Annotated in this window: 15 protein-coding genes; 4 read left to right on the top strand and 11 right to left on the bottom strand. The window is 42.6% G+C overall.

Annotated features, from left to right (window positions below; genetic code table 11):
- The first annotated feature begins 64 nt into the window (after nucleotides 1–64).
- The 3 genes from HMPREF0556_RS05865 to HMPREF0556_RS05875 are packed head-to-tail and all read left to right on the top strand — an operon-like array spanning nucleotide 65 to nucleotide 2,110.
- The gene (locus HMPREF0556_RS05865; protein WP_003756442.1) at nucleotides 65–526 is read left to right on the top strand and encodes a MarR family winged helix-turn-helix transcriptional regulator; all 462 of its coding nucleotides are present in this window, start codon (nucleotides 65–67) and stop codon (nucleotides 524–526) included.
- Nucleotides 516–1,478: a ring-cleaving dioxygenase gene (locus HMPREF0556_RS05870; RefSeq protein ID WP_003756444.1), complete on the top strand. Its 963-nt coding sequence runs from the start codon at nucleotides 516–518 to the stop codon at nucleotides 1,476–1,478. The genes HMPREF0556_RS05865 and HMPREF0556_RS05870 overlap by 11 nt, the downstream gene beginning before the upstream one ends.
- A gap of 5 nt (nucleotides 1,479–1,483) precedes the next feature.
- Nucleotides 1,484–2,110 carry an alpha/beta hydrolase gene (locus HMPREF0556_RS05875; protein ID WP_040486512.1) on the top strand — a complete coding sequence of 209 codons (627 nt, stop codon included), beginning with the start codon at nucleotides 1,484–1,486 and terminating at the stop codon, nucleotides 2,108–2,110.
- Here the strand turns inward: HMPREF0556_RS05875 and HMPREF0556_RS05880 are convergent.
- From HMPREF0556_RS05880 to HMPREF0556_RS05930, 11 genes are all read right to left on the bottom strand, one after another.
- Entirely contained in the window at nucleotides 2,073–2,702 is a 630-nt protein-coding gene (locus HMPREF0556_RS05880; protein ID WP_003756448.1) for an HI_0552 family protein, read from the bottom strand. The genes HMPREF0556_RS05875 and HMPREF0556_RS05880 overlap by 38 nt on opposite strands.
- Before the next feature lie 72 nt (nucleotides 2,703–2,774).
- Nucleotides 2,775–4,304 (bottom strand): alkyl hydroperoxide reductase subunit F, encoded by a 1,530-nt coding sequence (gene ahpF, locus HMPREF0556_RS05885; RefSeq protein ID WP_003756450.1) that lies wholly within the window; start codon nucleotides 4,302–4,304, stop codon nucleotides 2,775–2,777.
- Nucleotides 4,305–4,317: 13 nt separating this feature from the next.
- Entirely contained in the window at nucleotides 4,318–4,881 is a 564-nt protein-coding gene (ahpC, locus tag HMPREF0556_RS05890) for an alkyl hydroperoxide reductase subunit C (protein WP_003756453.1), read from the bottom strand.
- 267 nt (nucleotides 4,882–5,148) lie between these two features.
- Nucleotides 5,149–5,967, bottom strand: coding sequence for a pur operon repressor (purR, locus tag HMPREF0556_RS05895; protein WP_003756455.1), 819 nt, complete (start codon nucleotides 5,965–5,967; stop codon nucleotides 5,149–5,151).
- A gap of 100 nt (nucleotides 5,968–6,067) precedes the next feature.
- Nucleotides 6,068–6,922 (bottom strand): 4-(cytidine 5'-diphospho)-2-C-methyl-D-erythritol kinase, encoded by an 855-nt coding sequence (gene ispE / locus HMPREF0556_RS05900; protein ID WP_003756456.1) that lies wholly within the window; start codon nucleotides 6,920–6,922, stop codon nucleotides 6,068–6,070.
- A gap of 137 nt (nucleotides 6,923–7,059) precedes the next feature.
- A complete protein-coding gene (gene veg / locus HMPREF0556_RS05905; RefSeq protein WP_003756458.1) occupies nucleotides 7,060–7,317 on the bottom strand; it encodes a biofilm formation stimulator Veg in 258 nt (85 codons plus the stop codon).
- A 115-nt stretch (nucleotides 7,318–7,432) separates the two neighbouring features.
- Nucleotides 7,433–8,320: a 16S rRNA (adenine(1518)-N(6)/adenine(1519)-N(6))-dimethyltransferase RsmA gene (gene rsmA / locus HMPREF0556_RS05910; protein WP_003756459.1), complete on the bottom strand. Its 888-nt coding sequence runs from the start codon at nucleotides 8,318–8,320 to the stop codon at nucleotides 7,433–7,435.
- Nucleotides 8,313–8,894, bottom strand: coding sequence for a ribonuclease M5 (gene rnmV, locus HMPREF0556_RS05915; RefSeq protein ID WP_040486514.1), 582 nt, complete (start codon nucleotides 8,892–8,894; stop codon nucleotides 8,313–8,315). The genes rsmA and rnmV overlap by 8 nt, the downstream gene beginning before the upstream one ends.
- Before the next feature lie 81 nt (nucleotides 8,895–8,975).
- On the bottom strand, nucleotides 8,976–10,193 hold the full coding sequence (locus HMPREF0556_RS05920; protein WP_036106748.1) for a G5 and 3D domain-containing protein: 1,218 nt from the start codon (nucleotides 10,191–10,193) through the stop codon (nucleotides 8,976–8,978).
- Nucleotides 10,194–10,477: 284 nt separating this feature from the next.
- Nucleotides 10,478–11,251, bottom strand: a complete 774-nt coding sequence (locus HMPREF0556_RS05925; protein WP_003756465.1) for a TatD family hydrolase — start codon at nucleotides 11,249–11,251, stop codon at nucleotides 10,478–10,480.
- Nucleotides 11,252–11,373: 122 nt separating this feature from the next.
- Nucleotides 11,374–11,820: a MerR family transcriptional regulator gene (locus tag HMPREF0556_RS05930; RefSeq protein ID WP_003756466.1), complete on the bottom strand. Its 447-nt coding sequence runs from the start codon at nucleotides 11,818–11,820 to the stop codon at nucleotides 11,374–11,376.
- A gap of 123 nt (nucleotides 11,821–11,943) precedes the next feature.
- Here HMPREF0556_RS05930 and HMPREF0556_RS05935 point away from each other — a divergent pair, with 123 nt between their 5' ends.
- Nucleotides 11,944–12,639 carry an SDR family NAD(P)-dependent oxidoreductase gene (locus tag HMPREF0556_RS05935; protein ID WP_040486515.1) on the top strand — a complete coding sequence of 232 codons (696 nt, stop codon included), beginning with the start codon at nucleotides 11,944–11,946 and terminating at the stop codon, nucleotides 12,637–12,639.
- Nucleotides 12,640–12,900 lie beyond the last annotated feature (261 nt).

A 12,900-nucleotide genomic window follows, 5' to 3' on the forward strand; every position in this document is an offset into this window, starting at 1 on the left:
CACTTTACCCGTTAGACTTTATATATAGTTTAGTTCTAAACTAATAACGAAAGCAGGGATTTCTTTGGCAAATTCACTTTCTAAACCGGAAAGGCAGAAGCTAGCAACATGGTTTCGCATGGTTCGGTTTATCAATCAAAGCAATAATCACTCCAATGATTTTCTCAAACAATTCGGACTCACGGTCTCTCAATTCGATATGCTCAACCAGATCTTGCTTCATCAGCCACTCACGCAGAAAGAACTGGCGGAGCATTTGATCATTAGCAAGGGCGGGATCTCACAAATGGTGAAAAAACTAGAAGATAATGGTTGGATCACTAGAGAGAAAAAAGCCACGCAGAAATATCTGACATTGACCTTGGCTGGTCAACAGCTGATGGATAAGTGTCAATTGCAGCAAGCACGCTTTCAAGCGGCTATGTTTGATGGCTTATCCGCTGATGAGAACGAAGCACTGGCACAAATCGTCAGAAAGTTAAATAACCAACTAAAAGAAAAAGGAGTTGTCCATTATGTCGAATGAACAATTAAAAGGTATCCACCATATTACAGCAATGACCAGCAGCGCAGAAAAAAATTATCATTTCTTTACAGAAGTTTTAGGCATTCGCCTTGTCAAGAAAACAGTCAACCAAGATGATATCCAAACGTATCACACTTTCTTCGCCGATGATGTGGCTAGTCCCGGAACCGACATGACCTTTTTCGATTTCCCAAATAACCCCAAAGGCAAAGCTGGGACAAACTCGATCTCCCGCAGTGGCTTTCGCGTTCCGTCCGACGAAGCGCTGACATACTGGATCGATCGCTTTGATCAGTTTCACGTGAAACACGAAGGTATTTCTACCCTGCTCGGTAAAAAAATGATTCGTTTTGTTGACGCGGATGAGCAAGCTTATCAACTCGTTTCGGATGAAGGGCAACCAGGTGTGGAAGCTGGTATCCCTTGGAAAAAAGGGCCGGTCCCCGCAGAATATGGGATCGTTGGACTTGGACCAGTCGAGATCACGATCAGTTATTTATCAGTAATGGAATCTTGGCTAGTGAATGTATTGGGCTTTCAAAAAGTAGCAGTGGAAGGGAACAAGCATTTATATGAAGTTGGTAAAGGCGGCAACGGTGGGCAAGTGATCCTTGTCGAGGACAAAGACAGCGTAGCGGCGGTTCCTGGATATGGTGAAGTCCACCACGTTGCTTTCCGCGTAGAAGACCGCGCAGCATTGGATAGCTGGATCAATAAGCTTGCCGAAATGGATTTGCCGAACTCGGGCTATGTGAACCGTTTTTACTTTGAATCCTTGTATGTCCGAGTAGGTCATATCTTGTTTGAATTTGCAACAGACGGCCCAGGATTTATGCAGGATGAGCCCTATGAAAAGCTTGGTGAAAAATTATCGTTGCCTCCTTTCTTGGAACCTAAACGCCAAGAGATCGAGCGAGCAGTACGGCCATTTGATACGAGCCGAAAGGAGTGACCGCAATGGAACATGTTTATCGTGCGGGGGATCCCTCCAAACCGACATTGATCCTTTTACACGGCACAGGCGGCGATGAGCATTCTTTACTGGAGATCGCTTCTTTTTTAGACCCGCAGATGCCGGTCGTAAGTCTTCGTGGGACCGTCAGCGAAAATGGGGCGCTGCGCTTTTTCCGGCGTTTCGCAGAAGGCAATTTCGACTGGGAAAGCATCGAGAAAAATACAGATGAGCTGCTTGACACACTCCGTTCGCTCGCTGAGCATTACGCTTTTTCTTTGGAAAACACGATTATCGTCGGCTATTCCAACGGCGCAAACATCGGAGCACATTTATTCCTAAGCCGTGATAAGGCACCGATCAAGCGTGGTATCTTCTTCCACCCGATGTTTTTGGGTAAGGATGCGGCGAGTTTTTCATTAGCGGATAAAGAAGTCTGGCTATCAAATGGCGAACACGATCCGCTGCTGCCTGCCGGGAATTTTGAGCAGCTGACGACGGCGTTTGAAAAGCGACGTGCAGCAGTCGTTCCCTTCTATACTTCGCAAGGTCATCAGCTGCTTTCCAGCGAACTGAAAGCGGCAAAAGAGTGGCTTATTTGTTTGTTCGATATAATTTTTCCAGCAATGTAAGATAACGACTCAGTAATGACTCTGGTTCATCGATCTGCTGTTTCTCTATTACAAAACCTATTCCTAAGCCATTTCCTGCTTTCATTTCTTCGCAAAAACTTCCATGATCCTTCCATTTCAAGAACGGATCATACTCCTTTCGGTCAGAAATCCAGCACACAGCCTCTGCAAAAGCAGCATCATTCTCGATCTGTTTTAGGGCAATCATTAGCCGCTCGTTATGCGTGAAAACAGAAATCGGTGAAGTGGCTGCTTTATAAGGTCGCCATTCCACACCGATTTTCAAATATTGATGATTCCAAAGCAGTGAGATACACGTCGCCTCTTTCATCCGCAATGGGCTTTTGAACGTCGCATAAAAGTGTCCTTTCAGCTGCCAACCATTGGTCCAGCTTTCGATGTAAGGTTTTGCCAAGTCATCACTGGTTCGAGTTTCATAAATAGCCAAAATAAGCTGCTTCCATTTATTCCAAAGCTTTTGCTGTCTGGTCTTGATGCTATCGATCTGTTCGCTTGTATAAAGCTGTTTCAGCTGTTTGAATTGCTTGATGCCTAGGTCTAATTGGGTAAAGTCTTGTTCGGTCATCTCCATATGTCCACCCTGCCTTATCTAGAATAAAATCCAAAAGCCTCCTGAAAACGAATTTCAAGAGGCCTTTAAGCGTTAATAATTTCTGATCAAATAGTCAAATGCTCCTAATGCCGCAGTGGCTCCAGAGCCCATTGAGATAATGATCTGTTTATAGGCAGCATCTGTGCAGTCTCCTGCAGCAAACACGCCTGGAATATTGGTTGCCCCTTGCTTGTCGGTCAAGATCTCACCCATTTTATTGCGTTCTACGGTTCCGTCCAGCCAGGCTGTGTTCGGCATAAGACCAATCAGTATAAAGACACCTTGAACGTCCAGATGGACTTCCGTTCCAGTTTCACGGTCGCTGTAAGTAAGCCCATTCACTGTATTTTCACCAGTGATTTCTTTTGTTTGAACATTTGTCAAAACAGTAACATTTGGCAGAGAATGCAGCCGTTCTTGCAACACTCTATCCGCTTTTAGTTCCGGTAGAAATTCCAACACTGTAACGTGTTTTACGATACCCGCAAGATCGATCGCTGCCTCGATTCCTGAGTTACCACCGCCAATAACAGCTACATCTTTGTCAGCAAACAGCGGCCCATCGCAATGCGGACAGTAAGCCACACCTTTATTCTTAAATTCCGTTTCGCCAGGAACGCCGATTTTGCGCCAACTTGCGCCAGTGGACACGATCGCCGTCTTACTTTTAAGAACGGCTCCGCTTTCCAGCGTCACTTCGACCAACTCTTTTTTCTCCAGTTTAGCAGAGCGTTGCGACTTCATGATATCGACATCATAGGCGTTTACATGCTCTTCCACAGAAGCCATTAACTTAGGTCCTTCGGTATACTTAGTGCCGATCAAATTTTCAATACCTAATGTATCCATCACTTGACCGCCAAAATTGTCAACTACCATACCCGTTCGAATACCTTTACGAGCTGCATAGATCGCCGCACTCGCTCCGGCAGGTCCGCCACCCACGATCAAAACGTCGTAAGGTTCTTTTTCGGAAAGGTTTTCCACAGGTGCTGTGCTGCCTAATTTTGTAAGGATCTCTTCAATCGTTGTCCGGCCGCTGGTAAAAGATTCACCGTTGACATAGACAGTTGGTACAGCCATGATCCCTTTTGCTTCTACTTCTGCTTTGAACATCGAACCGTCTGTCATCGTGTGGGAGATATTTGGGTTCAGTACACTCATGATATTCAGTGCTTGCACGACGTCCGGGCAATTATGGCACGTCAAGCTGATATAAGAATCGAAGTGATAAGGCACACTGATCGCTTCGATCTGACTTTTCACACTTTCGTCGATCTTTGGTGCCCGGCCGCTTACCTGTAATAAAGCCAGTACAAGCGAAGTAAATTCATGGCCTAGCGGAATGCCGGCAAAGACAATACCCGTTGCCTCCTCTGGGCGATCTACGCTAAAACTAGGGACTTTTTCAGAAGTACCCGCTTCGACTGTGATCTTGGTCGACATTGCTGCGATTTCTTCCACGAATTGAAGCAGTTTTTGAGAGTTTTCATCTTCGCCGACACTTGGTTTCAGAACGATCGGGTTTTCTAGCAATTCAAGGTATTGCGCTAATTGCGCCTTTATATCTGCATCTAACATCTATTCGCGCTCCTTAAATTTTGCCCACTAGGTCAAGACTTGGTTTCAGCGTATCCGCGCCTTCTTTCCATTTTGCCGGACATACTTCACCCGGATTGTTGCGTACGTATTGCGCTGCTCTGATTTTATCGACTAAAATACTAGCATCACGGCCGATACCATCTGCATTGATCTCAACAGTTTGAACGATTCCTTCTGGATCAATGATAAAAGTTCCGCGTTGAGCCAGACCTTCTTCTTCATCTAATACATCAAAAATGCGTGATATCTGATGAGATGGATCGCCAATCATTATGTACTCGATTTTGCTGATCGCATCGGAGTTGTCGTGCCATGCTTTATGTGTAAAGTGTGTATCAGTGGAAACAGAATATACTTCTACACCTAATTCCTGAAGTGTTTTATATTGATCTTGCAGGTCTTCCAATTCTGTAGGGCAGACAAATGTGAAGTCGGCTGGGTAAAAACAAACGACATTCCACTTTCCTTTAAAATCTTCAGAAGATACGTCGATAAATTCACCCTTCTGATATGCTTTTGCTGCGAAAGCTTCTACTTCTTTTCCTATTAATGACATGTTGATTCCTCCCGTGTATATGATTTATGAATGTTTGTTCAACTTATATCAAAGTAGAACATCCAACTTAAATTATCAAGGTGAACGGAAAAAATGTCAAGGAGCTTTTTATAATATTTACTATTTTATAATTACTATCATTATAGTGTCAGACTATGTATATCGGGATTCTATCTTTTGATTTCTCATCTCAATAATTTTTTTCTCATTTACATTTCCACAAAAAAAGCGTGACGAGGATCGCCACGCTGTCTTTCGTATTTAAAATCAATAATTAAAATAATTACCTTCCACAACTTCGATCTGTCTTTCCTTCACATTCACGTTCTTGATTTTTACCAACGACAAATAGTCATCTACCAGTCGTTCTTCTGCATACTCTGATTCTGCCAGAACACCGATCCCTACTAGGTTCGCATTGAATTCTTCCAACAGATTTTTCATGCCGTTAACTGTACCGCCTGCTTTCATGAAGTCATCCACAATTACAACGTTGGAGCCTTCTGGCAAGCTGCGTTTCGACAATTCCATTTTTTCGATTCGTTTGGAAGAGCCGGACACATAATTGATACTGACGGTCGAGCCTTCTGTTACTTTGCTATCCCGGCGCACGATCACAAACGGTACGCTCAGATGCTCCGCCACTGCTTGAGCGATTGGTATTCCTTTCGTTGCTACGGTCATGATCGCATCGATTTTCTTGTTATTGAACTTGGTCGCGATGATCTTGCCGATCGCTTCGAGTGTCGTCGGCTCGCCTAATAAATCAGACAGGTAAAGATAGCCGCCTGGAAGCAAGCGCTCTGGCTCAGCGATTCGGTTACATAATGTATGAATAAAGTCTAATACCATTGCATTGTCGGCGATTGAGATATAACGGACTCCACCGGCCGCTCCCGGCACTGTTTCTAATGTACCGATACCGCGGTCTTCAAATGTCTTTTTAATGATGACTAAATCTTCACTGATGGAAGATTTGGCAGAACTGTACCGCTCCGCAAACATCGTTAAAGGAACCAGTTTACGCGGATGGGACAATAAAAATTGTGTCATATCGATCAAACGCTCACTACGCCGAATTTTCATATTCTATCTCCTTATATACATTCCGTATATTGATTAGCATATCCGTAATTTTGTACGCTTTTTCTCATTATAAATCGTTTACATGCTATTTGACAACTGTTTATTCTTTCCAAGGGTGTACCATGTAAACTTCTTCGCAAAAACCTCGCAAGCTATTATAGATCCGCTTAGCTCGCGAATATTGTTTTACTAATCCAAAAACCGTTGGACCACTGCCGCTCATTAGCGCAGCATCTGCTCCAAAAGCAAGCATTCGTTCTTTGATTTGTTTCACAATTGGATTCTTTTCCAGCGTTACCGATTCTAACACATTTCCTGTCGCTGCAAAAATCTCATTTATATTTTGGTTTTCAATGCCTTGCAGTAAACGTTTGGTATTTGGATGCTCCACTTTTTCGAGATCCAGTTCTTTGTACACACCTGGGGTCGATACACTGATACTCGGTTTGGCAAGTACGATCCAGCAGCTTGGGATCATTGGCAGCGGCGTGATGATCTCCCCGCGTCCCGTTGCTAGCGCGGTACCGCCATAGAGACAAAAGGCGATGTCGGAACCGATCTCCGCACTTAGCTCTGCCAGCTGATCTAAGGATAAACCTAATCCCCATAATTCATTAAGCCCTTTCAATGTTGCAGCAGCATCGCTACTGCCTCCAGCAAGTCCTGCAGAAACCGGGATTTGTTTATCAATGACGATCCGTACGCCTTGTTTGACTTCAAATCGCTGTTTCAGAAGCACTGCTGCCTGATAAATCAAATTGCGTTTATCATCTGGAATAAAATGTGCCTTTACATCTAACAAAATCTCATCTTGTTCTGTCGCTTCCATCGTTAAACGGTCAGAAAGATCGATTGTCGTCATTACCATTTCCACCTCATGGTAACCATCTTCTCTTTTATATAAGGCATCCAATGACAAATTGATTTTAGCAGGCGCTTTGATATTTATTTTCATGATCTATAAAAAGCCTCCTGACTCTTCATCCACATTTCTTTGTCTATTTTATCATAAGCATTCTGCTTTATGTAACTACTTTTTCTATTAAAAGACAGATAAAAACCGAACGCAATAGATCACGCTCGGTTTCCTCATTAATATGCAATTTCTTTATTATCTTCTGTAAAAACTAACTCTACTGTATCTGTTAGAATATCCGTATAACTATAGGATACTCGTTCAAAGTTGTTCTCATCTTGATTCAATTCAACAATGAAAACAGATGGGTAGGTTTCAGCTAAGATGCCACAACGTTCGATAGTTTTTTTACGACCACCGTTCGCTTTCAGTGTCAATGCTTCTCCTAATTTAGAATCTAAACTGGACTTAATACTTGCTATGGTCTTTGGCATTTATTCCACCTCACTATTTCCATTGTAACATAGCAGCTGGAATAAATCAAATAAACAAATATTTTAACAGTAATTACTAGGTACTGTCAACAACAAAATGGCTTTTTTGAAAAAATTATTTTTTCTGTAAATAAGTATCTAAGAAATCGCTCAACACAGCAAACTCCGGTATGCTCATTGTTTCCCCGCGGCGTTTCAGATCAAGGCCTCGAGCGGTAAGTTCTGTTTCCAATTCTTCTTTATTCTCTTTCAGCTCTGGAAATTTAGAAACGAGATTGTTCCACAATGTTTTGCGGCGCTGTGCAAAAGCTGCTCGCGTTACTTCAAAGAAAAAGGTTTCATTTTCTACATGGGCAAGCGGTTTTTCGCGGCGTTTTAGGTGGATGATCGCCGAGTCTACATTTGGTTGTGGCATAAAAACTGTTTTCGGCACGATAAAAGCAAGTTCTGCTTCCATATAATATTGGATCGCGATCGACAAGCTACCATAACTTTTTGTTCCCGGTACGGCACTGATTCGGTCAGCTACTTCTTTTTGAAGCATGAATGTCATGGAATCTACGGGGATCCCCTCATGAAGTAATTTTAAAATGATTGGCGTCGTCACATAGTAAGGAAGATTGGCAACCACTTTGAGTGGTGCTTCCGGATCGCTGAAATTTTCGGTCAGCGCTGCGCGTACATCTGCTTTCAACACATCTTGGTGGATAATTTTTACATTGGGATAAGGAGAAAGCGTATCATCCAAAATCGGGATCAGGCGCTGATCGATCTCAAAAGCCACTACTTCTTTGGCATTTCTAGCCAAGTGCTCTGTCAGTGCTCCGATACCGGGTCCGATCTCCATCGCATTGCTTTCAGCATTCAATCCTGCCGTTTCCGCGATTCTTTTTAAAATATTACTATCGATCAAAAAGTTCTGTCCCAGACTTTTTTTGAATAAAAAATGATACTTTTTCAAAATCTCGGCTGTCCGTCCTGGTGTGGCGATGTCTTTATTCATTTCCTGCCTCCTGTTTCATTTGTTCATAAGCTTCTTGTAGCTTACTTTCATCGATTCCGAACATATTCAACCGCGCTTGTAGCTGCTTACCGTTCGTATAACCGATGCGTAAGATGTCCCCCAGACGCGCTCTCCGCGCTTTTGAGCCTGTTCCACCTAACAAGTGCATCTTGATCAGTAATTCTTTGGAAATAAGCGTAGTATGCGCTGTCTGTGATTCAGCCGTTTGATGAAAATGCGCTAGTGCTTTGCGGATCGATTCTGGTGTTGCATGCTCGACACCGATGCCCCGGCCGTTTTTAGGACGTGCCTCTATTTTTGAAAGAAAAGCATGTTTACAGCCTGGCACTTCCGCATCGATTTGCTTGCGGATCTTTTCTCCTGGGAAATCAGGATCGGTAAATACGATAACACCACGGGTTTCAGCTGCCAGACGAATTCGTTCGATGGTTTTTTCGTTCAGTGCCGAACCGTTTGTTTCGATCGTATCTGCCAGTACAGCACGATGGATCGCCGTAGTATCGTCTCTACCTTCTACTACTATAAATTCTTGAATCATTGGTTTCTGGTCCATATCCGTTCCTTCTCTACTTCGCATTTGACTTTTATCATACCATAATTTGGGCATAAGAAAAACAGCGCAGATCTGCGCTGTTTAATTTAAGATTTTAATCGTTACCGTACGGTTGCCCCATGAGTAGCAAGCTGCCGAAGAAGAGAAATAAACATCGATCTTGTTCCCTTTGATAGCGCCGCCTGTGTCTCCTGCAATCGCTTCGCCATATCCTTCCACCCAAACACGGCTTCCTAATGGAATGACGCTTGGATCTACAGCGATCACTTTGCTACCGCCTTGAAGGTGGATCCCCGTTGCCGTAACACCACCGCCTGTATATGCGGTAGAGCTTACACGGATCGTTTTCCCGGAACTAGCTTGCTCCGGCTTCGCATTAAGATTCGTGACTGGAACATTTTTTGATTTGATTGGTTTATTTGCTAGCTTAGGCTTCACTTTCGTACCGCGAAGCACGATTTTATCACGTTTATCTGATTCCATTTTTTCGGTCAAAATAGCTTTTTTATGTAGCTTGCCATTTTTAAGCGTTAAACGATATCTGATACGCTTCTTACCTTCTTTTCCAGCAATTTTGACTTTTTCCTCGCCTTTTAGAAGGGAATCATCGTTTTTGTAAATTGTTTTATAGCCAACGGTCACTAATTTTTCTCTAACCTTATTCGAAAAATGGGTAACTTTGATTTTCATATTCGCTTTGATATCAGCTGTTTTTGCAGGCGATACTGTATCCGCATTTGCTAAACGGATCGACTTTTCTTGCATAAAATCAGCCACATTGTCAGCAGTCGTCCATGTCTTTTGTTTCTTTGTGCCGAGTACTAATGTCAAAGCAACAGCTCGGTCTATTTTGATCAGCATACCATTTTTAACAGTCGTCCCAGCATCAGCGCTAACGGCATCATGATTGGAAGTAGTAATATTCTCTTCTTTCAAAACTTCGCCAACGTTATCTTTTGTCGTCCAAACAGTGCGTTTCTTATCATTATCATCAATGGTGAGTTTTTTAGCTTCTTTATAGTCGATCTCCATACCATCTTTGAGCGCGGCATTTTTCACTGGTGAAACGGCATCGTGCGCTCCTACGTGGATTCCTTTTTCCGCTAACACTTCTTGAACGGTAGCTGCATGTGTGCTCGTTTCCATTTTGTCACCAGCATTAAAAATAATTACATCCTTTTTCGTTCCCTCGTAAATGAAATAAAAAACCAATGCGATTACAATAACAAATCCTACAATCAATACAGGTAATTTCCATTTTGATAACTGGGCTATGCTATTGCTGCTTTCCTTGGTCATGTATTTCTCCCCTTTCATGCTTCGCTAGTGATTATATACAAGGGCCTAAAGGACTGTCAATTTTGCCTTCCAAAAAAAGAAACCGCCTGTCTAAGTGATTGCTAGACAAGGGTTTCTTCGTTTTTTTAGGCTATTTTCCCCACTTTTATATCAAAAAGGTTACAGCGATAAAAAAGGACGTAGCTCAAGTGAGCGGCAACGTTAAGAAAAATTACTGCTCCGCCAAATTGCTCAAACCTTAATATTCGATTACAGAGGGCGCTTTATATTACATAAAGATTACATTACCCCTTTAATCGAAATAGTTTTTCTGCATTTCTCGTTGTAATGGAAGCGATTTCCTCATATTTCATTTCTTTCAATTCTGCGATTTTTTCGGCAACTAGCTTGACGTATCCAGGCTCATTTCTCTTCCCGCGATTTGGGTGTGGCGCCAAGTATGGCGCATCGGTCTCAATAAGCAGCTTCTCAATCGGGACAGCTTCTGCAGCTAGTTTTGGTAATTTCGCGTTTTTAAAAGTTACTGTCCCGCCAAAAGAGATATAAAAGCCAAGCGCTAACGCCCGTTCCATTACTTCTACCGTTTCTCCAAAGCAATGCATGATCCCGCCAACTTCCTCAGCATGCTCCTCCTCCAAGATCTGGAGCACATCCTCGGTCGCTTCTCGATTATGGATAACGATCGGCAGCTTTAATTCCTTAGCTAGTCCAATCTGCTTACGAAACACCTCGAACTGAACCTCTTTTGGGGAAGTATCCCAGTGATAATCCAGCCCCATTTCGCCAAGCGCAACTACTTTCGGATTTGTTTGCGCCAGTTCCTTGATCCATTCCAGATCCGCCTCTGTAAAATCGATCGCATCAACTGGATGCCAACCAATGATCAGCGAAATGAAGTCATACTGCTCTGCCAGTTCCAAAGCTCGCGTGATCGTTTCTTTATTAAAACCAACAACCGCCATTTTTGTCACATCGTTTTCACGTGCGCGGGCGATCGTTTCTTCTAAGTCCTCGTTGAATGCTTCATCATTTAAGTGGACATGTGTGTCAAAAAGCATAGGAATTCCTCCTTTGATTATGGTGTTATTATACTATTGCGTATGGGAGGAAGTAAAACAGTAGTTCCTGTGAAGCGTGTTTTAATGTGGAGTATGCTTTGGGATATTTATTACTGCTTAAATCACCATTTTTTAAACGCACTTTCCAAATTTTCACGTTTCTTTTCTTCTATTATGTGATTGATTTCTGCTGTAATAATCTTCCTAGCATTCGGATCATCATATCGCTCGATTTTTTTATCGATTTCTTGGAGATCTTTTAATAATTCTTCTTGCTGCGCCATGATTTTACATTTGTGTGCTTTCATCAGTGTTTTGCGCTGCTCAATCGTATCTGGACCTAACAAACATAGTTCGATATATTTTCTTATATCACCGATCGGCATCCCGGTATTTTTCAAACAACAGATCGTATGAATCAATGAAAGATCAGATGGCGTAAAGGCTCTGTGCCCAGACTTGTTTTTGGAAACAAAGGGCAACAATCCCTTTTTATCATAAAAATGAATGGTAGAAATAGGTAATGCAAATCTTTCTGCTACTTCTTTTATCGAAAAAGTTCTCGGCATCGCGCTTCCTCCTAAAATGAAACCTCTTGACCTAAACCATGGTCTAGGTTTTATGCTTATCATAGTTCAAAGAATGACAGTAGTCAATATTTGAATCATCAATAATATATGGAGGTCGATATGATGAAAACTGTATTTATAACCGGCGGAAACAAAGGAATTGGTCTAGCACTTGGCAAGGAATTAGGAAAAGCAGGTTGGCATGTCATTATCGGGGCTAGAAACAAGGAACGTGCACAAACTGCTCTCGGTACACTTAAAAGCGCTGGAATCGAACATGTGGATTTCGTATTGATAGATCTTAGCGACTCGGATTCGATTGCTGCTGCTATCCAAACGATTGAAGCAGACTTTACTGATTTGGACTTGTTGATCAATAACGCTGGCGTTGCAGGAAGCCACGGACCAAGCACTTCCGTTGCACTTGATGAGCTGCACAGCACGATGCAAATCAACTTCTTCGGGACTTTCCAGCTCACACAAGGATTACTGCCTATTTTAGAAAAAAATAAAGGGCGAATCGGGAATATCACCATTACGACTGGCCCAAATCCGTTATGGAACCCCTTGGCTTATAAAGCTTCCAAGGCTGCACAAAATGTGATGATGCACGCCTTAGCACTTGATTTTGCTAAAGAGAATAAAAATATTGAAATCTTCAGTATCCACCCAGGCCCCACAACTACAGATCTAAATGGAAACATGACCGCACCGGGATTCCATACAGCCGCAGAGATTGGTTCGCTTACTGCGGAACTGCTTTTAGATGAAAAAAAACATCAAGGGGAGTTTATTGAACTGTTTACGGAGCTGCGTTAATAGCTCTATCTTTGCCCTCGCTAATGATTGGATCGTTAGCGGGGGTTATTAAGGTTCTTACCGTTTCGCTGTCTTAATATTGATGTTGGGATAGCAATGATGTTATTAAACTTTTGAGTTGAGCACAAGCAGTGGCTTGAAACGAAGCAAGCGAAGTAGCTTCTTTTGCTCCACAAGCTGTTAACATAGTTACAATAATCAGTAAAATTAATCCGCACCATATGCGCTTTTCCAATTTAGATAGTCCCCTTTTTCAGGTTC

This window comes from Listeria grayi DSM 20601 (assembly GCF_000148995.1).
Lineage (GTDB): Bacteria > Bacillota > Bacilli > Lactobacillales > Listeriaceae > Listeria > Listeria grayi.